Genomic DNA, 21,866 nt, shown 5'->3' with positions numbered 1-21,866 from the left:
TCAGCCGATCCGGTCGCCGGAATCGGCGTCGAACAGCAGCGACTTGGCCGTGTTCGGCACGATCCAGCCGCGGTCGCCCGGCGCCGGCTCGTGATCCTCCGGCACCGAGACCTGCACCTTGTGGCCACCCGCGTTGACGACGATGAGCACGCTCGCGCCGAGGTTCTCGACGACGCCGACCTCTGCCGGGATCGCCCCCGGCTCCTCGGCGGTGACCCAGCGCAGGTACTCGGGCCGCATGCCCCAGACCACGCTCTGGCCCTCGCGCACGAGCCCGTCGGTGCCCGGCGCCAGCGGAACCGTCACGTCGTCGCCCAGCGCGACGCGCGAACCCTGCACCGTGCCCGCGAGCAGGTTCATCGGGTTCGACCCGATGAAGCCCGCGACGAACGTGTTGTTCGGACGCTGGAACACCTCGCGCGGCGTGCCGATCTGCTGCAGCTTGCCCGACTTCATGACCGCGATGCGGTCGGCGAGCGCGAGCGCCTCCGCCTGGTCGTGCGTGACGAACACGGTCGTCACGCCGAGGTCGCGCTGGAGCTCCTTGAGGAACGTGCGCGCCTCGAGGCGCAGCCGCGCGTCGAGGTTCGAGAGCGGCTCGTCGAGCAGCAGCACGTCGGGGCGGGTCGCGACGGCGCGCGCCAGGGCGACGCGCTGCTGCTGGCCGCCCGAGAGCTGGCCGGGCCGGCGCTCGATGAGCCCCTGCAGCGACAGCCCGTCGGCGACCTTCGACGCGGTCGCGCGGCGCTCGTCGCGCTTCACCCGCTTGATGCGCAGCGGGTACGCGATGTTGTCGGCGACGTCCATGTGCGGGAACAGCGCGTAGTCCTGGAACACCATCGCGACGCCACGCTCGCCGGGCTCGGCGTTCGTGACATCCCGGTCGCCGATCACGAGCTGCCCGCCCGTGATCGCCTCGAGGCCCGCGATCGAGCGGAGCAGGGTGGTCTTGCCGCAGCCCGACGGGCCGAGCAGCGCGAAGAACTCGCCGTCCTGGATCTCGACGTCGACCTCGTCGACGCCGCGCACCCCGCCGGGGTACTCCTTCACGAGTTGGGTGGCGTTGATGCCGGCCATCAGGACTTGATACCTCCATGGAAGCGGAACCCGTAACGACGGTTCACGACGAAGTAGATGATGAGGACCGGCGCGGAGAACAGCAGCGCGAAGGTCGAGATGAGGCGGAGGTCGGCCTGGCCGCTCTCCGTGTAGAAGGTGTACATGAGCACGGCCGCCGGCTGCAGGTCGGGGCTGCGCAGCAGGATGAACGGCACGAGGAAGTTCGCCCACACCTGCACGATCGTCCAGATGGAGATGAACGCGAGGCCCGGCCGGGCGATCGGCACGACCACGTCGCGCAGGATCCGGAACGGACCCGCGCCGTACAGCCGCGCCGACTCCTCGTACGACTTCGGGATCGAGTCCATGAAGTCCTTGAGGATGAAGATCACCGTGGGCAGGATGCCTCCGGCCAGCACGAGCAGCACGCCGACGTAGTTGTTGATCAGGCCGAGCTGGGTGATGATCTGGAACGTCGGGACCATGGCCGCGGTGCCGGTCACGATCGACGAGAGCAGCAGCAGGGCGTACAGGATGCCGTCGCGACCGGGGATGCGGATGCGGCTCATCGCGTACGCGGCGAGCGCACCGAGCACGACGACGATCACCATCGTGCCGACGCCCAGGATCAGCGAGTTGCCGATCGAACGCAGCGCGTACGGGTTCTCGGCGAGCCGGGCGAAGTTGTCGAGGGTCCAGTCCGGCCACTCGAGCGACAGCGTCGGCGTCGCGTCGAACGGCGCGAGCACGAGCCACACCATCGGCAGCGCGAACAGCACGCCAACGAGCGTCATGGTGACGGCGAACACGACGCGGGCGACATAGTGCCGCACGGTCTTGTCGCGGGCGACCGTCCTGACCGGCGAGTCGGTCTTGGCCGGCGAGTCGGTCTCGACCTGCGAGTCGGACTTGTTCGGCGAGGCGGCCTTGTTCGGCGAGGCGGTCATCGCTTCTTCCTCCCCTGCGACACGCGCATGTAGCCGAGCGCGATGACGAGATTGATCAGCAGCATGATGAGCGAGATCGCCGCACCCAGGCCGAGCTGGCCGCCGGGGATCGCCGTCTCGTAGATGTAGACCGAGAGGATCTCGGTCTTGCCGTTCGGGCCGCCCGCGGTGACGAGGTACGGCGTGAACGTGTTGAACGTCCAGAGCGTGATGAGCAGCGTGTTCGTGAGGATGTGGCCCTTGATGTTGGGCACGATCACGTCGCGCAGCTGCTGCCAGCCCGACGCACCGACCATCTTCGCGCTCTCGATCTGCGAGGGCGGCACGGCGCTCAGCGCCGAGGAGAACAGCTGCATCGAGAAGGCGGTGCCCACCCAGATGTTGAAGATGATGATCGCCTCCATCGGGTGGTCGATCAGCCATGCGGCGCCCTCGGTGCCGAGCAGCGCGTTGACGGTGCCGGTACGGCGGTCGAGCAGCGCGAGCCAGAGGAACGAGGCGACCGAGGCCGGGATCACCCAGGCCGCGAGCACGAGCCCCTCGATGAGCGACTTCGCCCAGCCCTGGAGGTTGCGGATGCTCCACGCGAGCGCGAAGCCGATGAGGGTCTGCCCGAGGATGCCCGACGCGATCACGAAGATCAGCGTGAGCCAGAGCGAGTTCCAGAACGCGGAGTCGGTGAGCGCCTCGGCGTAGTTGTCGAGGCCGACGAACTCGGGCGATGCGGCCTGGAGGCCGGTCAGCCGGTAGTCGGTCATGCCGAGCCAGATCGTCCACACCGCGGGGAACAGCAGGAACAGCCCGATGATGATCAGTGCGGGGGCGACGAAGAGCCCGGCCCGGGCGGTGCCCAGGCCGGCCACGTCTTCGGCCCGCCGGCGGCGGGGCGCTGTGGCGCGCCCCGCCGTCGGTGTTGCGGTACTGCTGGTGGTCATCAGTTGCCCGAAACCGCGTCTTCTCCGACGATGTCGGTGACCTCGCCGACGTAGGTCGACATCGCGTCATCGACGCTCGAGCCGACGACCACGTCCAGCGTGGCCTGCTGGAGCGCGGCCGACACCTGCGGGTACGCCGCGAGCGGCGGGCGGTACGCCGTGATCGGCAGCACCTCCTCGTTGATGTACGTGAGCATCGGGTCGTCGGCGAGGATCGTCTCGTTGACGTCGGTGCGCGGCGTGATCGAGATGGTTCCGGCGGTGCGCGCCTCGTAGGCCTCGGCCGAGTTCATGAACGCGAGGAGCTCCCAGGCGAGCTCGGGGTGCTCGCTGTTCGGGTTGAGCACACGGCCCGCGCCGCCCGACATCGAGACGAAGTCCTGGTCGCGGATGCCGTCTCCGGGCTCGACCGAGGGGATCTTCGTGTAGCCGACGACGGTGTCGCGGTCGGCCATCGGCGCGGTGCCGACGCCCTCGGCGGGGTTGATCACGCTGCGCCAGAAGTAGTCGCCCTCGAGCAGGATGCCGATCTGGTTCTGCGCGAAGAGCTGGAACGACGTGTCGCGGCCGGCGGCCTCCTGCTGGAGCACCGGGTCGCCGAGGCCCTCGTCGACGTAGATCGTCTTGTACAGGTCGAGCACGTCGCGCAGGCCGTCGGAGTCGCCGATCCACTTGTCGTCCTCGTAGACCTGCTCGCCCGTGCCGGCGAGCATCGGCAGGAGACCCTGCATCGTCGTCGCCTCGCCCATCGCGGTGCCCGCGTTGAGCTGGATCGGGGTGACGCCGTCGAGCTGCTTGAGGTCGCGTGCCGCCTCCAGCACGTCGTCCCAGCTCTCGGGCTGCCAGTCGGCGGGCAGGCCCGCCTGCTCGAACAGCGTCTTGTTGTAGTAGAGCACGCGACCGTCGGCGCCCTGCGGCACGCCGTAGCGCTCACCGTCGAACGAGGCGGCGCCCTGGACGGCCTCGGGGATCTGGTCCCAGCCCTCCCACTCGTCGACCGCGTCGCCGGCGACGTCGCTCAGCGGGGCGATGTAGCCGGCCTCGGCGAACTCGCCGACCCAGATGCCGTCCATGCTGATGATGTCGGCGCCCTCGCCCGACTGGAGGTCGAGCGCGATCTTCGTCTTGTAGTTCTCGTCGTCGACGCCCTGGGGCTCGAACTCGACGGTGACGTCCTTGCCCTCCTCTTCCATGGCGGCCTCGAACTCGGGGATCACCCAGTCGGAGATCCAGTCCGCCTCGGCGGCGTTCTTGCCGCCGGTGATGGCGTTCGAGGTGAGCGTGAGGGTGACGGGCCCGTCCTCGGAGTCCTCGGGCTCCGAGGCGGAGCATCCGGCGAGGACGAGCGCGCCCGCTGCGGCGAGTGCGATCGCGGCGACGGTGCTGCGCCTGCTGTGGTGGATCATCTTCGACCTCTCGTGTTTCGGTGTGGGATTCGCCCGCTCGCGCGGGCAGGGGGGGTGATCAGGCCCGGTCGCGGTCGACCCGCGATCCGAACGATTCGGCGATCGCGCGGATCATCCGCTGTCCGACCGCGATGTCCTGGGCGGATGCCTCCGCCGACGGCCCCGGCTGGGGGTCGTCTGCGACGAGCGACGCGAACGCGCGGAGCTCGTTCTCGAACGCCTCCTCCTGCATCCAGCGGGACTCGGCGGACCGGGCGCCGAGCGTGCCGACGCCGTCGACCACCGTGAGCACGGTGGGGGCGTTCAGCACGTACGGCACCGCGAAGCGCAGCGAGATCGTGCCGGTCGCGTGGTGGAACGTGACGGTCTCGCGGTACTCCGGGTATTCGGGGATGAAATGCCAGTCGATCGCCCACGGCACGTCGGGCTGCTGGGCGAGCCTGCCGCCGAGCGACAGCGAACCGGGGAACCCGCCCCAGTGCAGCGCGCGGTCGACCTCGCCGATGCCGCCGACGAGGTGCCGGAGCAGGCTGATGTCGTGCACGATCGAGCCCAGCACGACGTTCGTGTAGAGCTTCGGCAGCGGAGCCGGGGCCTGGCCGATCACCGAGGCGACCGTGGCATCCGTCTCGGCGACGAGACCGGCGAGCACGTCGGCGGGAACGTCGTCGGGAGCGGGCGCGAGGTTGGCGAACGCGAGCTGCGCGCCGTCGGCCGGGTGCAGCACCTCGACCGTGACGTACCGCAGGTCGGCGTCGGCGAGCAGGCGCAACGCCTCGGCCGTCGCGGGGTCGTGCTCCTTCATGTACCCGACGCGCAGCCAGTCGGCCAGGTCGACGCCGCGCTCCTCGGCGATCACGCGGAGCGCGTCGACCTCTTCGAGCGTGAAGGCGAGCGGCTTCTCGGCGAGCACGCGGATGCCCGAGGCGATGAGCCGGCCGGCGTCGGGGGCGTGCGAGCCCGAGGTCGCGAGGATCGCGCCGTCGACCGCGACGTCGCCGGCGGCGACCGCGGCGAGCAGCTCGTCGACGGACGCGAACGCCGCGACGCCGGTGCCCGCGGCGCGGGCCATCGACTCGGCACGGCTCGGCGACAGGTCGACGACGGCGGTCAGCTCGACGCGGTCGGCGTTCCGGCGGATGAGGGGCAGGTGCACGCTCTGGCTGATGCCGCCGAGCCCGATGACGGCGAGACGGACGCGATCGGATGCCGCTGCTGCGCTCACGCGAACCACCGCCGGAGGCGCTCGCGGTTGGCGACCTGGTCGCGGCGGGCGCGGTCGACGTCGGCGGCATCCTGGAGGATCACGTCCTGCTCGATCACGAGCCATCCGTCGTAGCCGGACTCGACGATCGCGTCGACGATGCGGTCGACGTCGAGGTCGCCGTCGCCGAGCGCGACGAAGACGCGCTTCGACCAGACCTCGCGGAGCGGGTCCGCGGCGCCGGCGGCGCGGCGCAGGACCTCGCGGTCGGCATCCTTCAGGTGGATGTGGTTGATCCGGTCCTTCCAGCGCGTGAAGTCGGGCAGCGGGTCGCCGCCGCCGATGAGCAGGTGGCCGGTGTCGAACGTGAGGTCGACGTCGGTGTCGGCCAGGAGTCGCTCGATCTCGCGCGGCGTCTCGACGTAGGTGCTCGCGTGGTGGTGGAACGTCGGCTCGAGGCCCGCCTCGCGGGTGCGGTCGGCGGCGCGGCGCACGCGGGCCGCGAAGCGGCTCCAGGCCTCGCCGTCGAGCTCGAGCTCGGGAGCACCGCCCGGGGTGGCCTTGCGCTCGGCCGAGCCGGAGTCGGCCAGGGTGGGCTTCGGGGCACGGTCGGGTGCCGCGGCCGCGGCGGCGCGGAACACCTCGAGCGCGGAGTCGAGGCCCGACATCGCGGCCTCGAAGTCGTCGTCGGATCCGGCGAAGGGCAGGTCGACCCATCCTCCGGCGAGCGCCAGCCCGTGGCGGCCGAGGAAGCCGGGCAGGGTGTCGCGGTCGCCGAACAGGCCGAGCGGGCCGAGGTCGACGCCGTCGTAGCCGGCTTCGGCGACCCACGCGGCGAGCTGCTCGCCATCGGGCAGCGGCACGAGGTCGGGTCGCGACAGTTCGAAGACGCCATAGCTGACTGGCGCGTTCGCGGTGCGGATCACGGGGGTCCTCTCGACAGAGCAGGCGCAGCTCCGCGCCTCACGTCGATACGTTACTAGGTTCTGACATATTTACAACCGCACCTGACAATGTTCACTCTCCGGCCGCCTCGGAGGTCGTCGGCACCCCTCCCGATTCAGGAGATCGGAAGCTGCTCAGGACCGGATGTGCGATTCGGTCCTGATGGGCGTGCGAAGTCCTGAAACGGGCACGAACGGGCGGCGGATGGCGGAGACGCGACGGATGGCGCGAATGACACGGATGACACGGATGCCGCGGATGGCGGTGGCTAGCCGAAGAGGTCGAAGGGCTCCTCGAGCGCGTCGAGGTCTTCCCGGCGCTGCCGGTGGCGCTTCATGGCGAGGTCGAGGTCCTCGGCGAGCTCGATCATGCGCTGGTCGCGGGCGAGCTCGTACTCGGCGTCGATCTCGAACTCGGTCCAGTCGCGGTCGAGACGCTGCTCGATGACGCCGGCCACCTCGTCCCACGCGGCATCCCGAGCGCGGACGGCGAACGCCGACAGGTAAGCCGGATCCTCGCGGAGCTTGGCGAGCTGCGCCGCGACCTGCTCGTAGACCCGCTCCCGGCGACGGAGGTTGAGCACGTCGGCCCGGTGGTAGTCGTGCTGGTGCTCCGAGCGCCCTTCGCGGTTCGCCGCCGCCGCACGCTCCTCATGCGAGAGCTCGGCACTCTCACCGGCCTCCTGGATGAGCTCGTGCAGCACCTCGCGCGCCGCGGCAACGGCCCGATCGTCGTCGTACGGCTCCTCGCCGCGGAGCGCTTGCACGATGAACCGGTTCTTGAGCGCGAGACGGCCGGCGCCCTCGGCCATCATCACGCCGTCCTCGACCATCTCCTCGAAGCTGGCCTGCGGCAGGTCGGGCAGTGCCGAACGGTCGAACGGCTTGAACTTGCGCCGTTTGGGACGTCCGCGGAACCGGTCGAACCAGCCCATCCGCGCACCTCCCTCCGTGTGGTCGCACTCCCCCGCCGGACCCCGTCGTCCGCGGATCACGACCGCACGATCGAGCCTACCGAGGGCAGGTGTCGCGCGAGCCCGACGTCGCCCGCGCGGGCGCGGTCCGCGACGGCGTCGCTCAGCGCGACCGCGTCAGGGGCAGTGCAGCTGTGTTCGCGGTGCGCTGCGGTCGATGACGTGCTCGGCCATCGGCCGCGAGCAGAGCGGGCACACGGGCGGGGGCGGCGCCTTCGCCGGAGCCGGCTCGTCGTACGGGCCGAGCGGCGGCGGGCCGAGCCAAGGCAGGAGCCGGGCGTTGAGTCGGTCGATGAAGCCGGCGTAGCCGCGACGAGGCACGCCCGACCCCGCGGCCGATTCCGAGGCCGAGGCCGACCCCGCGGCCGGGCCCGAGGCATCCGATGGCGGTCGCTCACGTGCGGTCATATTGTTAGTGTACTAATCATTTGCCCACGCGTCATACTGGTGGCATGACCGAATCGCGCGACGCCGAGGCATCCGTCGACGTCCTGGCCCTCGAGAACCAGGTCTGCTTCGCGCTCGCGGTCGCCGCACGCGGCGTGATCGGCGTGTACCGACCGATCCTCGAGCCGCTCGGACTCACGCACCCGCAGTACCTCGTGATGCTCGCGCTCTGGCAGCGCAGCCCCCGCACCGTGCGCGACCTCGGCGACGCGCTGCAGCTCGAGCCGGCGACACTGTCACCACTGCTCAAGCGGCTCGAGGCGCAGGGCTATGTCACGAGGGCGCGCAGCGCCCGCGACGACCGTGCGCTCGACGTCGGGCTCACCGACGCGGGACGCGCGCTGCGCGAGCAGGCGCTGCGCATCCCTCCGCAGGTCGTCGACCGGCTGGGCATGAGCCTCGATGAGCTCGGTGCGTTGCGCGATCGCCTCACCGAGGTGATCGACGCGGTGCGCGACCGGGGTTGACGTGCGTCGAATTTCCTGAATACAGGTAATCGTGTACTAAGGTAACGATATGCACGAGCCGCTGCTCCTCGACCGCCTGCTGCAGATCGCCGACCTGTTCCAGCGCGACATGTCCCGCGAGTACGACGGCACCCAGCTCTCGGCCGCTCGCATGGGCGTGCTGTGGACCATCCACCACGCCGGCCCGGTCGCGCAGCACACGATCGCCGCGACGCTCGACGTCAGCCCACGCAACGTCACCGGGCTCGTCGACGCGCTCGAGGCCGCGGGGTACGTGCAGCGGGTTCCGCACCCGACCGACCGGCGGGCACGACTCGTCGAGCTCACCGCCGCCGGTGCGGCCGTGATGGACCGCACGGTGCGCGAGCACGCCGAGTTGAACGCGACGCTGCTCGACGCGGTCGACGAGGCCGACCGCGATCGGGTCGGCACGGCGATCGCCGCCATCGCCGACCGGCTCGCGACGATGGTCGCCGGAGCCGCCGCCGGAGCCGAAACCGCTAGCGCTCCTGCTGCCGCTGCCGCTGCCGCTGCCGACGGCGCAGCCGACTCCGAGGCCCGCGCATCATGACCACCACGCGCACCGAGTCCACGAGGCCGGCCGTCTGGTCGGTCGCCGCCCGCGCCCTCCGGATGGAGCTGCGGATCTACGAGAGCATCGGCCGCGCGATCGCCCGACGGCCGGCGATCGAACCCGGCGGCTCGGGCTTCTCGTACCACCGGCCGGTCCTCACGATCCTGATCATCTTCATCGCGCTGTCGGCGCTCGAGATCCCGATCCTCGACCTGATCGTGCACCGGTGGCCGGTCGTGCGGATCGTCGTGCTCATCATCGGCATCTGGGGCCTGACGTGGATGATCGGCCTGCTCTGCGCCTACTTCATGCGGCCGCACGTCGTCGGACCCGCGGGCGTCCGCATCCGAGACGGCCTGGAGATCGACCTCGCGTTCGACTGGGACGACATCGCCTCCGTCGAGCGCATCCGCAGGGTCGACCCGCCGAAGACGCCGCGGCTCACCGAGCACGAGGGCCTGCGCGAGCTGTCACTGCGAATCCAGGACGAGACGTCCATCGAGATCCGGCTCGAACGGCCCACCGCGGTCGGACTGCCGGGGCGGCCGCCGAAGGGCGGCATCCACGAAGTCGAGGTCATCCGCCTCTGGACGGACGACCCGGCAGGATTCCTCGACGCCGTGCGCACGCACATGCCCTGACGGACGACGGCCGGCGCCCCGGCCGGCACCGCAATCGACGCACGATGCCGACGAGGCATCCGTCGTCTCAGCCGGCGCGCTCGACCGGCAGCCACAGCTCGCAGGTCGCGGTGCTGAAGTCCGGAGCCCGATCGAGCACGGCGACGATCGACGGACCCTCCCGCAGCCGCCACGGGTTCGACGGGAACCAGTCGGTCGCGGTCGCCGCCCAGGTCTCCTGCAGCACCTGCGGGTAGGCGCCTTCGGCCTGGAACACGGCCCACTCCCCCGCGTCCACGTCGATGACGTCGAGATCGTCGGGCACGGATGCCTCGGCGCGCACGGCGACGCCGTGCAGGTAGGTCAGCTCGCTGCCCTCGGCGTAGTCGGGGTCGACGTCGGCGCTGACCTGCAGCAGCCCCGCCGGCTCGGTGTCGCCGAGCTCCTTCAGCCGGGCGTGCTCGCTCGCGGGCAGGGCGGCGACGTGCGCCTGGATGTGCGGGTTGACGCCCTCGTGGATGAGCGGCACCCGCGCGGCGTGTCCGATGAGGCGGAACGACGGGCGGTCGGTGATTCGGGTGTCCATGGGTGAGTTCCCTTCGACGGTCAGGCGGAACCTGAGGTGCGGTTGCGCACGAAGGGGGCCGCCGTTCCGGCGCACGTCCGCCGGCGAGACGCCGTGCACGGCGCGGAACGCCCGGTTGAACGCCTCGGTCGAGCCGTAGCCGTGCCGTACCGCGATGTCGAGCAGGTCCCGCTCGGACGCGCCGCCGATCAGGTCGGCGGCGGCGAGCGTCATCCGACGCCGCCGGACGTACTCCGACAGCGGCATGCCCGCCAGCGACGAGAACATGCGACGCAGGTGGTACTCGGTCGTGCCGAACTCTGCGGCGGCGGCGGCGAGGTCGACGTCGGCTGCGGGGTCGGCCTCGACGGCCTCGACCACCCGGTTCAGTGCTCCGATCACGGTTGCCTCCTTCGCGTTCCAGCCTCACGGCTGGGGCGGGCACGTACCCGATGATCGCGGTCCGATGCGATCGGATGCCTCCGCGCTGCGCGCAACCGCCCGCGACGCCGCATCGCCCGCTACCCCCGGGCTGCGTCCAGCTCGGCGATCAACTGCACGACGCGCGCGCGGATATCGTCGCGGATGCGCCGCACCGCGTCGATGCCCTGCCCGGCCGGGTCGTCGAGCTTCCAGTCCTCGTACCGCTTGCCCGGGAAGACGGGGCACGCGTCGCCGCATCCCATCGTGATGACGACGTCGGATGCCGCCACGGCATCGGTCGTGAGCAGCTTCGGGGCGTTCGCGCCGAGGTCGATGCCGTGCTCGGCCATGGCTTCGACGGCGACCGGGTTGACGGCGTCCTTCGGCTCGGATCCGGCCGACCGCACCTCGACGCGGTCGCCCGCGAGGTGGCTCAGGTAGCCGGCCGCCATCTGGCTGCGCCCGGCGTTGTGCACGCAGACGAACAGGACGGTGGGCTTCGCGGTCATGGTTTCATCATCTCCGATCGTTCCCGCCTGTTGCGGATCTCCGGTGCTCAATTGCAACTCGCCAGTGAGGCGGATCCGCAGCAGGAGGCGTCCGCTGCGGCGGTGTCGCCGAGGCTGGTGGAGCAGACGCCGGTCGCCGGCAGCAAGAGCTCGACCGCCTCCGCCGCGCGCCGATCCCCTGCGAGGTGCGCGGCGATCGAGCGGACCTGCTCGTAGCCGGTCGCGAGGAGGAACGTCGGTGCGCGGCCGTACGACTTCATGCCGGCGATGAAGAACTGGGGCTCGGGATGCCGCAGCTCATCGACGCCGTGCGGGGGCACGGTGCCGCAGCTGTGCACGTTCGGGTCGATCAACGGTGCGAGTCGTCGCGGCGCCTCGACGACCTCGTCGAGGTCCAGCCGGATCTCACGCAGGAGGCCGAGGTCCGGTCGGAATCCGGTCGCGGTGACGACCACGTCCGCGGTGACCTCCTCGGGCATTCCGCCGCGGTGACCGATGAGCGTCGCCTGGTCGCCGTCGCGACGAAGGCGCTCGATCTCGAAGCGATCGACGAGTCGCACACGTCCGGTCGCGACCAGGCGGTCGACGCGGCCGCCGATCGACGCCCGCGCGGGCAATCCGTCGTCGACGGACGCGCTGACGCGGACCGCCGAACGGTTTCGGATGATCCAGGTCACGCGTGTTCCCGGTGCTTCGTCGGCGAGTGCCGCGAGGTCCAGCAGAGTGTTCGCCGCGGAGTGCCCGGCCCCGACCACGACGGTGTGGAGACCGGCGAAGCGGTCGCGGTCGCGACCGAGCACGTCCGGCAGCGCGGACGTAACCAGGTCGCGCACGGTCTCCGCACCCAGAGGGTCGATGCCGGAGGAGCCGAGCGAGTTCGGGCTGCGGGTCGTGCCGGATGCATCGATGACCGCTCGTGCTCGCCGTTCGTCGGCACCGTCGGCGCCGTCGATGCGGAGCACGAACGGCGTGCCCTCACGGCCCGTCGTGCGGGTCCGATCAGCGCCGTCGCGGCTGACGGCGACGACGGTGGATCCGGTGACGATGTGCCCGGCGATCGCGGGAAGCGCGGCCAGCGGCTCGAGGTACTCCGAAACGAGTTCGGCGCCGGTCGGCAGGCGGTCCTCCTGGGGGTGCTGCCAGCCTGTGGGCTCGAGCAGGCGTCGCGATGCGGGATCCACGAGGTGGCGCCATGGCGAGAACAGTCGGGTGTGCCCCCATCGTCGAATCGCGTCGCCGACGCTGTCGCCGGCTTCGTGGATCTCGAACGGGATGCCCCGCTCGACGAGGTTCGCCGCAGCGGCGAGCCCGATCGGCCCGGCTCCGATGATCACGACGGGGAGCCCGTCGAGGCGATCGTCGCTCACGGTCGAGGTTGTCGGGGTCGTCGGTTCGACGAGGGTCATGGGATCGCTCCTCTGCGTGCGTCACGACGCATCCCGCGCCGTATCGAAGAACTTCGATGCAAGAAGCATCCGAGCTGCATCGAAGTTTGTCAATATGGCGTAGGATGATCGGTATGAGCTCAGTCGTCGAACTCCCGGTGATCCAGCAGGACGACTGCTGCACTCCGCTGACGACGACACCGATCACCCTCGATCAGGCGGCGCGCACCGCGAGCCTCTTCAAGGCCCTCGGTGATCCGACGCGCGTGCTGCTCATCTCGATCGTGGCGGCTGCAGAAGGTCAGGAAGCCTGCGTCTGCGACCTCACCGAACCCACCGGACTCTCGCAGCCGACCGTCTCGCACCATCTGAAGATCCTCACCGATGCCGGCTTCCTCAGCCGCACGCGGCGCGGCAACTGGGCGTACTACTCGCTGGTGGAGGGATCGCTCGACCGGCTCACCGCTGCGCTCGGGTCGTAACGGACGGTCGCCGCTCACCCCGCCGGGTCGAACCCCGCGACCCGCCCGTCGGGCGACGGGAACTTCGCGACGAGGCTCGCGTCCTTGCCCGCATACCCCTCGTCGATGAGCCGGCGGAACTGCTCGAGCGCGAGCTGCGCGGCCGGCGTCGACAGCCCGGATGCCTCGGCCGCGGCGAGCGCGAACCCGAGGTCCTTCTCGGCGAGCGCGGTCGAGAAGGTGGCGTCGTAGTTGCGGTTCGCGGGGCTGGTCGGCACGACGCCGGGCGCGGGATACCAGGTACGCAACGGCCAGGACTCCCCCGACGACACCGACGCGACGTCGAAGAACCGCTGCGGGTCGAGGCCGAGCGACGCGGCGAGCTGGGCGCCCTCGGCCACGCCGACGAGCGACACGAACAGCATCAGGTTGTTGGCGAGTTTCGCGGCGATCCCGAGGGTCGGGCCCCCGAGGTCGAACACGTGCCCGGCCATCGGTTCGACGAGCGGCCGCGCCTCCGCGACATCCGCCGTCGACCCGCCGAGCATGAAGGTGAGCGACCCCGCGATCGCGCCCGCGATACCGCCGGAGATCGGGGCGTCGACGAACCGGTACCCGCGCGCGGCCGACTCGTCGTGGCACCAGCGCGAGGTCGCGACATCCACCGTCGACGTGTCGAGCAGCAGCGCACCCGACGGCGCGGTCGACCAGACGCCGCCGGCGGCGTCGTACACCTCGTGCACATGCTCGTTGCGTGGCAACGACGTGAACACCGCCTCGGCGCCGTCGACCGTCTCGGCGATCGAGTCGAACACCCGGATGCCCCGCGCCTCGGCGACATCGAGTGCCGCCCGGTCGAGGTCGAAGCCGCGCACGTCGTGCCCCGCCGCCAGCAGGTGGGCCGACATCGGCCCGCCCATGTGTCCCAGTCCGATCCACGCGATCGCGGCCATGGCCCCTCCTCGACTCCGGTGTCGCATCCACGGTACGCCCGAATCAGCCGCGCCCAGTGCCGGTTTCAGGAGATCGGAGGCTGCTCAGGACCATTCTGCGCATCGGCTCCTGACCTGCCTCCGATCTCCTGAATCCAGTCCTGGGCGGATGCGTCAGCCGGCGAGTTGCTCGACGAACGCGAGCGGCACGCCCCGGCGATCGGGATCGGCGGATGCCGCGGCCGCGACGAACCCGTCACGTCGCACGATGTACACCCGGTCGGCGCGCAGGCGCCCGTGCGGGTCGGGCGCAAACACGTGGTGCTCGACGCCGAGGTCGCGGGCGATCCGTTCGACGAGCGCAGCGGATGCCCCGTACCCGTGCACCTGCCACGAGAACGCGCGCAGCGCGACGTGGTTGTCGCCGACCCACGGCAGCCGCAGGCCGACCGCGGGATCGGCGGGTGCGACGCGCGCGTCGGGTGGAGACATCCGATAGCGGATGCGGGTCTGCGAGACGTACCCGAACAGTCGACGCCGACCGATGAGGAGCGGGAGCAGACGGATGGCGACCGGTCCGACGATCGGTGCCAGCCGGCCGCGCACGAGGCGCGCGGTGCGCGACTCCGAGGTGACGGCGGCGAACAGCCGGTCGGTCGTCTCGACGAGGGTGCGGGCGACCGGACGGCGCTCGGCCTCGTACCGGTCGAGGCGACTGTCGGGCATCCCGCCGAGCACCACGTCGGCGATCGCGCAGGCGAGGTTGTGCGCATCCTGCAGGCCGGTGTTCATGCCCTGGCCGCCGACAGGTGAGTGGATGTGGGCGGCGTCCCCCGCGACGAAGCACGGTCCGACGCGGAACCGATCGGCGACCCGGTGGTGCAGCCGGTACGTCGCGAACCAGGTGCGCTCGCGGTACTCGACGCCGAAGTGATCGCGCATCCGGTCGCGCACGAGCTGCTCGGGCAGGGTTCCGTCGGGTTCGAGATCGCGGTCGCGCACGACACCGAGGAGCCGGTCGCGGCCGGGGCCGCCCATCGTGAACCCGAGGAGGATGTCGTCCTCGGCGACGCGCACGTTGATCGACTCGGGTACGAGCCCGGTCGTGCCGGTCGCGTCCGCGACGAAGAACGTGTGCTCGTTCGTGACGCCCGAGAAGGCGACCCCCATGGCCTTTCGAACGGCCGAATGCGCGCCGTCGGCTCCGACGCAGTAGCGGGCCCGCACGCGCACCTCGCCATCCGGGCCGTCGAGGGTGGCCACCACGCCGGTCGCAGCATCCATCGAGGTGCCCGCTGCGGGCCGCAGGTCGACGAGCCGGTGCTGCCAGAGCGGCGGCCGGCCGTCCACGTCGAGCGCGTCGGCGAGGATCCGCTCGTTCTTGCTCTGCTCGAGCACGAAGACGTCGTTGAACTCGGAGACATCGCGCCCGGCGAGCCGCAGGTCGAACCGCCCGAAGGGTCGGGCACCGGCGCCCGGCACGAGGGCGATGGCCGAGGCGCCCTCGGCGAGGACAGGCTCGATGAGCCCGAGCTGGTCGTAGACCTCGAGCGACCGCGCCTGCACCACGAGGGCCCGGGACTCGCGAGTCGGGCCGGGCTTGCCGTCGATCACGACCGCGTCGACGCCGAGCCGCGCCAGCGTCACCGCCAGCATCAGGCCGGTCGGCCCTGCGCCCACCACGAGTACCTCGGTCGTGATCTCTTCGCCCCCGGTCACCCGCCCACTCTCGCACCCCGACGGGTGCGGGTGCCAGACTCGATTTCGGCGGGAGGGGGCCGTGTGACCGACGACGACACGAAGGCGGATGCCCCGTCGACGGATGCCTCGGGCGAGAGCCTCGCCACGGTGCTCATCGCCCTCGCGGCGAACGCCCTGATCGCGATCGCGAAGTCGGTCGCCGCGTGGCTCACCGGGTCGGCGTCGATGCTCGCCGAGGCCGCGCACTCCTGGGCCGACACGGGCAACGAGGTGCTGCTCGTCATCGCCGAGCGGCGGTCGGCGAGGCCGGCCGACCGGAGGCATCCGTTCGGGTACGGCAAGGACGCGTACGTCTGGTCGATGTTCGCCGCGTTCGGCCTGTTCACGGTCGGCGCGGTGGTGTCGATCCAGCACGGCATCTCGGAGCTGGTCGACCCCGAGCCCGCGAGCGACTACGTGATCGCGTACGTGGTGCTCGGCATCTCGTTCGTGCTGGAGGGCGTCTCGTTCACCCGGGCGCTGCGCCAGGCCCGCGGCGACGCCCGCCGGCGGCGCGTCGGCACCCTCTCGCACGTGGTCTCGAGTTCGAACCCGACGCTTCGGGCGGTCTTCGCGGAGGACGCGGCGGCGCTCGTCGGCCTGGTGATCGCGTTCACGGGCGTGCTGTTGCACCAGGTCACCGGGTCGCCCGTGCCCGACGCGATCGGGTCGATCCTGGTGGGCGTCGTCCTCGCGATCGTCGCGGTCGTGCTCATCGCGCGCAACCGGGCGTTCCTCATCGGCGAGGCGGTCGACGACGCCGTGCGCGACGAAGTACTGGGGCGGCTGCTCGCCCTGCCCGACATCGACCGGGTGACGCAGTTGCACCTCGAGTACGTGGGCCCGGGGCGGGTGCTGCTCATCGCCGCGGTCGACCTGGCCGGCGATGAGCCCGAGCGCCACGTCGCCGAGGAGCTGCGACGGCTCGAACGGGCGATTGCACGCGACGACCACGTCGGCGCCGCCGTGCTGACGCTGAGCGCGCCCGACGAGGAGGCGCTGACGCCGACGCTGTGAGGCGCAGGCGAGGGCAAGATCCCAGGCTTGACAGGTATAAACGTCATAGTAGATGATTGTGGCGTCTATATCGGTCATTTCACCCGACCGAGATCGCAAACCTTCGGAGGGGTCATGGTCAGACGATCGAGCCTGAAGCGCGAACGTCTCCAGCGGGAGTTCGGACAGAACGTCCGACGCTGGCGGAAGGTCAACGGCCTCACGGCCTCGGAACTCGCCAACCGCGCCTCCGTGACCCGCGACACCCTACGTGCAATCGAGACCGGAACGGGAGCCGCGAGATTCGACTCGGTGCTCGCCGTGCTGAGCGTCATCGGCATCGCCGAGACCGTCGTGCACGCATCCGACCCGTATCGCAGCGAATCGGCACGACCGCGCATCGACGCGATCATCGCCGGAGGCGGCGAGCTGTGACGAATCAGCTCGAGGTCGCGGTCTGGGTCGACGACCTGGCGGACGCGCCGGTTCGGGCCGGCACGTTGCGGCCGTCGTTCCAGGGCGGGAGGAACCTTGCGGGTACGGCATTCACGTACGCGTCCGAATACCTCGCCCGCTCAGATCGGTACGAACTCTCCCCCGACCTGCCGTTCACGACCACGACGCAGTACACCCCTGAGGGCCAAGTACTCTTCGGAGCATTCAGCGACGCCGCTCCCGACGACTGGGGTGAACGGATCATCCGGGCGAACCACGCGAACCGGCTGCGAGACGATCCGACCCTGCCGACCAGGATCGGGAAGTACGACTTCCTCACGGGCGTCGCCGACTTCACACGGATGGGGGCGATCCGCCTTCGGGCACGCGTCGATGGTGGCCAGGAGGAGGACGACACGGGTTGGCTCTCCGGCGACGATGGCGTCGCGAACCTGCACGACCTCGGCAGAGTCGTCGAGACCGCCGCACGGTACGAGACCGGCGCCGCGACGGACGCGGACATCGCGTACCTGAACGACGTGGCCACCTCGCCTGGCGGGGCGCGTCCGAAGGCGAACATCCTCACCGGTGCGGGACGCCTGGCGATCGCGAAGCTGCCGCACTCCGATGACCGCGATGTCGACATCGAACGATGGGAGGCCGTCGCCCTCACGCTCGCACGGAACGCCGGTCTCGCGACGCCGCGATGGTCGCTGCACGGGGAGCGTCGGGGCGTGCTCATCACCGAGCGGTTCGACCGAACCGAAGCCGGCCGACGGATCGGATACATCTCGGCGCGCACGGCGCTCGAGCTCGGCGACTTCTCCGGCGACGGAATCTCGTACGACGAGTTCACCGACACGATCAGCGATCTCTCCGCCGATCCCGGCGCCGATCTCCGGGAGATGTTCGGACGAATCGCCGTGAGCGTCCTCATCAACAACGTCGACGACCATTGGCGGAACCACGGCTTCCTGAGAGCAGGCACGGGTTGGAGGCTCGCTCCGGCATTCGACCTGAACCCGGTCTCGATGCGCGGAACAGTGAGCGCGCGGCAGATCAGTGCGGAGGACGATCCCCGAGCTCGCGACGTCCGCCTGCTCGTCAAACATGCGGACCGATTCCAACTCAAGGCACCCGCCGCTCGAGAGATCCTCCACACGGTGGCACGGGCAGTGGGCGACTGGCCGGCGGTCGCGACGAAGCTCGGCGTGCCCGTAACCGAGCAGGAGCGGATGGCGGTCGCATTCGACGCCGATCAGATCGGCTTCGCGGCCGACGCATGACTGCGCTCGGTGGCGTCAGGCGATGATGTCGGCCGGCTCGTCGATGCGGCGCCACCCGGCAGCCACGGCGGTCTGTGGGAACCGGTCGGCCGCGACCCACTCGGGCATGTCGACCCCGGCGAGTGCGGCGACGTCGGCGATCGGCGCCTGGAACGTACGGAATGGGCCGAGCGCGGGCACTCCCGCGACACCGGGCTCGACCGGCCGCGCCCCCCGCTCGAGATCGGCCTCGTCGAGCACGGGCGACTGGTCGAGCACGAACCCGACGGCGGCGAGCGCGTCGCCGTCGCGCCAGGCAGCGACCTTCCAGAACCGCAACGGCACTCGGATGCCCCGGTACGGCGGGTCGCCCGCCGCGAGCACGGGTGCGGTGCACACGCTCAGGCGCAGGTCGTTGGTCTCGGCGAAGGCGAGCACATGGTCTTCGAGGCCGAGCCAGAGCTCCTTCGACTGGTTGAATCCGCCGGCCTGCGGCGCCGCGTTCGTGTAGTGGAACGTGTCGGAGTTGGCACGCGCCGCGACGGCCCGCGGCCCCCACACCGGATCCCGACGCCGCACCAGGTGACCCCGATCGAGGTCGTTCGCGGCGTACACCGCGGGCCCCGCCTGCCAGTCGGCCGGGATTCGCTCGTCGAGCCGCCAGTCGTCGCCGCGTTCGAGGTCGATGAGGTTCGCGCCGTCGATGTTGACGCCCGTCACGCGGGCGAACCGTCGCCCGGTGTCGAGCAGCACGGTGAAGTGCAGGTAGTCGAGCTCGACGGTCGTGTCGGCGTCGGCGTCGGGTACCCGCGGCAGCGCCGCCTCGACCCCCAGGAAGCGTGCATCGAACCCCATGCCCTCAGTCGACCACGAACCTGCGACACCGGCGAAGCCGCGTGACGGCGCGTGGCGCCACGTCGCCTGCCCATCCGCCCGACGACGGTCCCCTCACTCGCGAGCACGGTCGGCAAATGGCACCCAGGCTCAATACCGCCCCAGCATTGGATCAACCGCTCAGAGCGCGACAAGGACGTTGAATGCGCCGATGGCAATGCAGACGAAACCCACGAACATGGCGTTTCCGGGGGTGGACTTTGTCGCCGAGCCGCCCGCCACCCGCCCGAACCGCTCGCGCAAAGCCTTGGCGTTTGCATGCGCTATCGGGCGACGAAATGCGATCAGCACGACGCCGACGGCTATCGCGATGATCCCAACCCAAACGCGCGCGCCATCCATCGTTGTCACCTTCACCCGACCCTGGCGGCGCGCTGCCGCTGCATCGCAGTGATGAGTGCGTCGATCTGCGATTCATCCCACGTGACCGTGAACGCGCGAAATTGGTACGGAGCGAGTTCCACGACAACGGCTGAGTCGTGAGTGACCACGCGGATCCCGCGGACCGTCTTGTACTTCAGCGGAAACAGCGCCGGTTGCAAGTCGGCGACTTCGCGCCAATCCAACTGCCAGAACTTATTCGGCGCCAGCGGCCAACCGACCCAGAAACTCAAGCCCTCGACGGATCCGACCACCGTGAAGATACCCGGTGTACGCGCTGGGGCCCGCTTGTCAGGGGTCGATCGGAGCGTGCGCTTCAGGTTGGGCGTCAGATCGACTGTGAACACTTCCGCCCCCGGATACCTCCGGGCGAGGTGGCGATCCCGCGCCGTGGAATACACCGTGAATCCGACAATGAGGATGACTGAGCCCGCGAGGACGCCGACAAGCAATGGAACGAACTCGCGGATGTCGTCCCATCCGTCTCCGCGGTCACCGAACGCTCGTACGAAGACCATCCCGAAGGCGCCGACGACGACAAAGCCGGACGTGACCAGTCCACCGAGACGACCAGGGCGCACGTGGATCCCTCTCTCCTTGGCGCAGGCATCCCATCGCGATCTCCCACCGAGCAACGGCATGCGGCGCTGGAGCTCTCCCATCCATGGCGGGAGGATGGTCGGCCTTGAGCACCGCAACGAATTCGCGCGAGCATCCTGCGAGCCCTGCGACTGTCCCCACCCTAGACGGGCTGCAGGGCTCCGCTGAGCACTGTGTCAGCACGCGTCGGCCGCGGTGTCAACGGGCTCGACCCGCTGACGCCCGGCGACGACCATCGGAGGATGACCGATCGCATCGGGCGGTCGAGGTCCGCGAGGAGGACGACATGAGCGACGGAATGAGCGACGCCCCCGTCGAGGACGGCGCGAACGAGGCCACCCGCGCCGAGCAGATCCGCGGGCTGCTCGCGCAGGTGCGCGAGGACGTGCGCCTCGGGCACGCGCAGGACGAGGAGCAGGTGCTCCGGCAGCGACTCGACGAGGCCGGCTTGTCCGTCGGCGAGGATGAACTGCGGCAGTACTTGCGCTGAGGCGCAGTCAGACGCGTCAGAGATCGAGGAAGTCGCCCAGCCACAGCCGCACCTCGCTGAGACACGCAGGCGAGACCCGGCCGGCGATGCTCGTGAGGCGGTCGCGGGAGAGCGTTCGGGGTTGCTCGGTCATGATCCACGACGGTCGGTCCAAGCCGCTCGGTCCGTCGACGGCGACGTGGTTGGGCCAGCGACGGTCGGTCGTCGTGATCGGCAGCACGATCGCGAGTGTCGTGACCGCTTCCAGGTATCCCGCTGAGGCGATGACGAGGACCGGCCGGTGGCCGCCCTGTTCGCGGCCACGTACGGGTTCGAGTGACGCCCAAGCGATGACGCCGGGTGCGAGCTCCTCGCCGCTCACGACTCGACGTCGGTGAGTTCGGTCCGCTCCCAATCGGCTGCTTCCATCGCATGCGATCGGCGCGCGCCGCCGGATGTCTCGGCGATCGCCGTCTGCAGTGCGCGCAGCCGCAGTCTGCGGTCCTCGGCGTCCGCCAGTCGCGAGAGGTGTGCTCCGAGGGTGCGCCCGTCGCGCGCGGCCTGCTCCTTGAGTCGATCGCGGAGCTCGTTGCTCACTTTGATCGTCGTGGTCATACTCTGAGTATACCGCCGGAGGATGGGCCGTCGCCGGGTCAGGCCTCAGCCGTTCGGTTCACCACCCTGGACGCGATCTGCCGAGGCCTCGACTGCGAAACAGCGATCCACTGCTTATGGCGCCTGAACGCTGGGGATGACTCGCCCGCACGCGGCCTGGTCCTGCCAGAGTTTGCGCATGGCTTCAGCGCTCAGGTGTTCGTCGGTCGTCGCAGTCGTGCTCTCCGTCGCGGTGCTGTCCGGTTGCGTCCAACCCGGCTCCGGATTCGCCGCGCTCGAGCGCGACCGCACGGCTGGAGACGAGGTACCCACCGACCTGCCCGACCATGCGTTCGGGGAGGCCGATCTCTCGAGCAGCCGCCTGGTCGGCAGTCACAACGACAGCGACCTGTACCTGCTCCGTTCGAACGACCGCCGATCCGTCTGCCTGCTCGCCTACCCGAACGACACCGAATGGGTCGTCTCGTGCGGTCAAGGCGGGTCGGGGTTCGGGCTGGGCGGCCCCGCCGGTGACTTCATCGTCCGCCCCGACCACACCCCCGCACCCGACGGGTACGTCGCGGTCGCGTCGAACGTGTACACCCGAGGATGACGAAACCCCGCCGCAGACACCGGTGAC

General features: G+C 70.3%; 27 protein-coding genes. 9 read left to right on the top strand and 18 right to left on the bottom strand.

Annotated features, from left to right (window positions below):
* The 8 genes from ELQ40_RS00535 to ELQ40_RS00500 form a co-directional block, all read right to left on the bottom strand.
* A complete protein-coding gene (locus tag ELQ40_RS00535) occupies nt 1–1,077 on the bottom strand; it encodes an ABC transporter ATP-binding protein (protein ID WP_127791885.1) in 1,077 nt (358 codons plus the stop codon).
* Nucleotides 1,077–2,006: a carbohydrate ABC transporter permease gene (locus ELQ40_RS00530; RefSeq protein ID WP_205649395.1), complete on the bottom strand. Its 930-nt coding sequence runs from the start codon at nt 2,004–2,006 to the stop codon at nt 1,077–1,079. Before ELQ40_RS00530 ends, ELQ40_RS00535 begins: the two co-directional genes overlap by 1 nt.
* Nucleotides 2,003–2,941: a carbohydrate ABC transporter permease gene (locus ELQ40_RS00525; protein ID WP_127791883.1), complete on the bottom strand. Its 939-nt coding sequence runs from the start codon at nt 2,939–2,941 to the stop codon at nt 2,003–2,005. Before ELQ40_RS00525 ends, ELQ40_RS00530 begins: the two co-directional genes overlap by 4 nt.
* On the bottom strand, nt 2,941–4,347 hold the full coding sequence (locus tag ELQ40_RS00520) for an extracellular solute-binding protein (protein WP_127791881.1): 1,407 nt from the start codon (nt 4,345–4,347) through the stop codon (nt 2,941–2,943). Before ELQ40_RS00520 ends, ELQ40_RS00525 begins: the two co-directional genes overlap by 1 nt.
* Nucleotides 4,348–4,405: 58 nt before the next feature.
* Complete coding sequence (locus ELQ40_RS00515) at nt 4,406–5,572, bottom strand: Gfo/Idh/MocA family protein (RefSeq protein WP_164863430.1); 1,167 nt, start codon at nt 5,570–5,572, stop codon at nt 4,406–4,408.
* On the bottom strand, nt 5,569–6,477 hold the full coding sequence (locus ELQ40_RS00510; RefSeq protein ID WP_127791877.1) for a TIM barrel protein: 909 nt from the start codon (nt 6,475–6,477) through the stop codon (nt 5,569–5,571). The genes ELQ40_RS00515 and ELQ40_RS00510 overlap by 4 nt, the downstream gene beginning before the upstream one ends.
* A gap of 287 nt (nt 6,478–6,764) precedes the next feature.
* Nucleotides 6,765–7,430, bottom strand: coding sequence for a hypothetical protein (locus tag ELQ40_RS00505; RefSeq protein WP_127791875.1), 666 nt, complete (start codon nt 7,428–7,430; stop codon nt 6,765–6,767).
* 156 nt (nt 7,431–7,586) lie between these two features.
* A complete protein-coding gene (locus ELQ40_RS00500) occupies nt 7,587–7,877 on the bottom strand; it encodes a hypothetical protein (RefSeq protein WP_240665875.1) in 291 nt (96 codons plus the stop codon).
* Nucleotides 7,878–7,921: 44 nt separating this feature from the next.
* Here ELQ40_RS00500 and ELQ40_RS00495 point away from each other — a divergent pair, with 44 nt between their 5' ends.
* Genes ELQ40_RS00495 through ELQ40_RS00480 form a run of 3 tightly spaced genes read left to right on the top strand, consistent with a single transcriptional unit; the run spans nt 7,922 to nt 9,598 of the window.
* Nucleotides 7,922–8,383 (top strand): MarR family winged helix-turn-helix transcriptional regulator, encoded by a 462-nt coding sequence (locus tag ELQ40_RS00495; RefSeq protein WP_127791873.1) that lies wholly within the window; start codon nt 7,922–7,924, stop codon nt 8,381–8,383.
* Nucleotides 8,384–8,432: 49 nt separating this feature from the next.
* The gene (locus ELQ40_RS18890) at nt 8,433–8,954 is read left to right on the top strand and encodes a MarR family winged helix-turn-helix transcriptional regulator (RefSeq protein WP_205649394.1); all 522 of its coding nucleotides are present in this window, start codon (nt 8,433–8,435) and stop codon (nt 8,952–8,954) included.
* Entirely contained in the window at nt 8,951–9,598 is a 648-nt protein-coding gene (locus ELQ40_RS00480; protein WP_127791871.1) for a hypothetical protein, read from the top strand. The genes ELQ40_RS18890 and ELQ40_RS00480 overlap by 4 nt, the downstream gene beginning before the upstream one ends.
* Nucleotides 9,599–9,665: 67 nt before the next feature.
* Here ELQ40_RS00480 and ELQ40_RS00475 read toward each other — a convergent pair whose 3' ends face one another.
* The 3 genes from ELQ40_RS00475 to ELQ40_RS00465 form a co-directional block, all read right to left on the bottom strand.
* A complete protein-coding gene (locus ELQ40_RS00475) occupies nt 9,666–10,544 on the bottom strand; it encodes a GyrI-like domain-containing protein (protein ID WP_127791869.1) in 879 nt (292 codons plus the stop codon).
* A gap of 119 nt (nt 10,545–10,663) precedes the next feature.
* The gene (locus tag ELQ40_RS00470) at nt 10,664–11,074 is read right to left on the bottom strand and encodes an arsenate reductase ArsC (protein ID WP_127791867.1); all 411 of its coding nucleotides are present in this window, start codon (nt 11,072–11,074) and stop codon (nt 10,664–10,666) included.
* Nucleotides 11,075–11,121: 47 nt separating this feature from the next.
* Nucleotides 11,122–12,480 (bottom strand): NAD(P)-binding domain-containing protein, encoded by a 1,359-nt coding sequence (locus tag ELQ40_RS00465; RefSeq protein WP_127791865.1) that lies wholly within the window; start codon nt 12,478–12,480, stop codon nt 11,122–11,124.
* 113 nt (nt 12,481–12,593) lie between these two features.
* Between ELQ40_RS00465 and ELQ40_RS00460 the strand changes: the two genes are divergently transcribed.
* Nucleotides 12,594–12,941 (top strand): helix-turn-helix transcriptional regulator, encoded by a 348-nt coding sequence (locus ELQ40_RS00460; protein WP_127791863.1) that lies wholly within the window; start codon nt 12,594–12,596, stop codon nt 12,939–12,941.
* A 14-nt stretch (nt 12,942–12,955) separates the two neighbouring features.
* Here ELQ40_RS00460 and ELQ40_RS00455 read toward each other — a convergent pair whose 3' ends face one another.
* Entirely contained in the window at nt 12,956–13,873 is a 918-nt protein-coding gene (locus ELQ40_RS00455; protein WP_127791861.1) for an NAD(P)-dependent oxidoreductase, read from the bottom strand.
* A 153-nt stretch (nt 13,874–14,026) separates the two neighbouring features.
* Complete coding sequence (locus tag ELQ40_RS00450; RefSeq protein WP_205649393.1) at nt 14,027–15,571, bottom strand: FAD-dependent monooxygenase; 1,545 nt, start codon at nt 15,569–15,571, stop codon at nt 14,027–14,029.
* Nucleotides 15,572–15,634: 63 nt separating this feature from the next.
* Between ELQ40_RS00450 and ELQ40_RS00445 the strand changes: the two genes are divergently transcribed.
* The 3 genes from ELQ40_RS00445 to ELQ40_RS00440 all read left to right on the top strand — a co-directional run bounded on the left by ELQ40_RS00445 (nt 15,635) and on the right by ELQ40_RS00440 (nt 18,309).
* A complete protein-coding gene (locus ELQ40_RS00445; protein WP_205649392.1) occupies nt 15,635–16,609 on the top strand; it encodes a cation diffusion facilitator family transporter in 975 nt (324 codons plus the stop codon).
* A 114-nt stretch (nt 16,610–16,723) separates the two neighbouring features.
* The gene (locus tag ELQ40_RS18665) at nt 16,724–17,023 is read left to right on the top strand and encodes a helix-turn-helix domain-containing protein (protein ID WP_164863429.1); all 300 of its coding nucleotides are present in this window, start codon (nt 16,724–16,726) and stop codon (nt 17,021–17,023) included.
* Nucleotides 17,020–18,309, top strand: coding sequence for a type II toxin-antitoxin system HipA family toxin (locus ELQ40_RS00440; RefSeq protein ID WP_164863428.1), 1,290 nt, complete (start codon nt 17,020–17,022; stop codon nt 18,307–18,309). Before ELQ40_RS18665 ends, ELQ40_RS00440 begins: the two co-directional genes overlap by 4 nt.
* Before the next feature lie 15 nt (nt 18,310–18,324).
* On the opposite strand, the gene ELQ40_RS00435 is transcribed toward ELQ40_RS00440, so the two are convergent.
* From ELQ40_RS00435 to ELQ40_RS00425, 3 genes are all read right to left on the bottom strand, one after another.
* Nucleotides 18,325–19,143, bottom strand: coding sequence for a DNA/RNA non-specific endonuclease (locus tag ELQ40_RS00435; RefSeq protein WP_127791857.1), 819 nt, complete (start codon nt 19,141–19,143; stop codon nt 18,325–18,327).
* Nucleotides 19,144–19,302: 159 nt separating this feature from the next.
* Nucleotides 19,303–19,524 (bottom strand): hypothetical protein, encoded by a 222-nt coding sequence (locus tag ELQ40_RS00430; protein WP_127791855.1) that lies wholly within the window; start codon nt 19,522–19,524, stop codon nt 19,303–19,305.
* 11 nt (nt 19,525–19,535) lie between these two features.
* Nucleotides 19,536–20,225 (bottom strand): hypothetical protein, encoded by a 690-nt coding sequence (locus ELQ40_RS00425; protein WP_127791853.1) that lies wholly within the window; start codon nt 20,223–20,225, stop codon nt 19,536–19,538.
* Nucleotides 20,226–20,449: 224 nt separating this feature from the next.
* Between ELQ40_RS00425 and ELQ40_RS00420 the strand changes: the two genes are divergently transcribed.
* Nucleotides 20,450–20,653 carry a hypothetical protein gene (locus ELQ40_RS00420; RefSeq protein ID WP_127791851.1) on the top strand — a complete coding sequence of 68 codons (204 nt, stop codon included), beginning with the start codon at nt 20,450–20,452 and terminating at the stop codon, nt 20,651–20,653.
* Between the two features lie 16 nt (nt 20,654–20,669).
* Here the strand turns inward: ELQ40_RS00420 and ELQ40_RS00415 are convergent, their stop codons facing one another.
* A complete protein-coding gene (locus ELQ40_RS00415) occupies nt 20,670–21,014 on the bottom strand; it encodes a type II toxin-antitoxin system PemK/MazF family toxin (RefSeq protein ID WP_205649391.1) in 345 nt (114 codons plus the stop codon).
* A complete protein-coding gene (locus tag ELQ40_RS00410; protein WP_127791849.1) occupies nt 21,011–21,247 on the bottom strand; it encodes an antitoxin in 237 nt (78 codons plus the stop codon). Before ELQ40_RS00410 ends, ELQ40_RS00415 begins: the two co-directional genes overlap by 4 nt.
* A gap of 178 nt (nt 21,248–21,425) precedes the next feature.
* On the opposite strand from ELQ40_RS00410, the gene ELQ40_RS00405 reads away from it, so the two are divergent.
* A complete protein-coding gene (locus ELQ40_RS00405) occupies nt 21,426–21,839 on the top strand; it encodes a hypothetical protein (RefSeq protein WP_127791847.1) in 414 nt (137 codons plus the stop codon).
* Nucleotides 21,840–21,866 lie beyond the last annotated feature (27 nt).

The sequence above is a fragment of the Agromyces sp. LHK192 genome (assembly GCF_004006235.1).
Classification (GTDB): domain Bacteria; phylum Actinomycetota; class Actinomycetes; order Actinomycetales; family Microbacteriaceae; genus Agromyces.
This window is presented reverse-complemented; position numbering and strand designations above follow the sequence as displayed.

Bases quoted from the DNA above. Each gene is read 5' to 3' on its own strand.
- ELQ40_RS00505 (WP_127791875.1), bottom strand. From the start codon at position 7,430: ATGGGCTGGTTCGACCGGTTCCGCGGACGTCCCAAACGGCGCAAGTTC.
- ELQ40_RS00525 (WP_127791883.1), bottom strand. From the start codon at position 2,941: ATGACCACCAGCAGTACCGCAACACCGACGGCGGGGCGCGCCACAGCG.
- ELQ40_RS00465 (WP_127791865.1), bottom strand. From the start codon at position 12,480: ATGACCCTCGTCGAACCGACGACCCCGACAACCTCGACCGTGAGCGAC.
- ELQ40_RS00430 (WP_127791855.1), bottom strand. From the start codon at position 19,524: ATGGATGGCGCGCGCGTTTGGGTTGGGATCATCGCGATAGCCGTCGGC.
- ELQ40_RS00420 (WP_127791851.1), top strand. From the start codon at position 20,450: ATGAGCGACGGAATGAGCGACGCCCCCGTCGAGGACGGCGCGAACGAG.
- ELQ40_RS00500 (WP_240665875.1), bottom strand. From the start codon at position 7,877: ATGACCGCACGTGAGCGACCGCCATCGGATGCCTCGGGCCCGGCCGCG.
- ELQ40_RS00535 (WP_127791885.1), bottom strand. From the start codon at position 1,077: ATGGCCGGCATCAACGCCACCCAACTCGTGAAGGAGTACCCCGGCGGG.
- ELQ40_RS00405 (WP_127791847.1), top strand. From the start codon at position 21,426: ATGGCTTCAGCGCTCAGGTGTTCGTCGGTCGTCGCAGTCGTGCTCTCC.
- ELQ40_RS00470 (WP_127791867.1), bottom strand. From the start codon at position 11,074: ATGACCGCGAAGCCCACCGTCCTGTTCGTCTGCGTGCACAACGCCGGG.
- ELQ40_RS00455 (WP_127791861.1), bottom strand. From the start codon at position 13,873: ATGGCCGCGATCGCGTGGATCGGACTGGGACACATGGGCGGGCCGATG.
- ELQ40_RS00460 (WP_127791863.1), top strand. From the start codon at position 12,594: ATGAGCTCAGTCGTCGAACTCCCGGTGATCCAGCAGGACGACTGCTGC.
- ELQ40_RS00425 (WP_127791853.1), bottom strand. From the start codon at position 20,225: ATGGGAGAGCTCCAGCGCCGCATGCCGTTGCTCGGTGGGAGATCGCGA.
- ELQ40_RS00495 (WP_127791873.1), top strand. From the start codon at position 7,922: ATGACCGAATCGCGCGACGCCGAGGCATCCGTCGACGTCCTGGCCCTC.
- ELQ40_RS00530 (WP_205649395.1), bottom strand. From the start codon at position 2,006: ATGACCGCCTCGCCGAACAAGGCCGCCTCGCCGAACAAGTCCGACTCG.
- ELQ40_RS00435 (WP_127791857.1), bottom strand. From the start codon at position 19,143: ATGGGGTTCGATGCACGCTTCCTGGGGGTCGAGGCGGCGCTGCCGCGG.
- ELQ40_RS00520 (WP_127791881.1), bottom strand. From the start codon at position 4,347: ATGATCCACCACAGCAGGCGCAGCACCGTCGCCGCGATCGCACTCGCC.
- ELQ40_RS18890 (WP_205649394.1), top strand. From the start codon at position 8,433: ATGCACGAGCCGCTGCTCCTCGACCGCCTGCTGCAGATCGCCGACCTG.
- ELQ40_RS18665 (WP_164863429.1), top strand. From the start codon at position 16,724: ATGGTCAGACGATCGAGCCTGAAGCGCGAACGTCTCCAGCGGGAGTTC.
- ELQ40_RS00480 (WP_127791871.1), top strand. From the start codon at position 8,951: ATGACCACCACGCGCACCGAGTCCACGAGGCCGGCCGTCTGGTCGGTC.
- ELQ40_RS00410 (WP_127791849.1), bottom strand. From the start codon at position 21,247: ATGACCACGACGATCAAAGTGAGCAACGAGCTCCGCGATCGACTCAAG.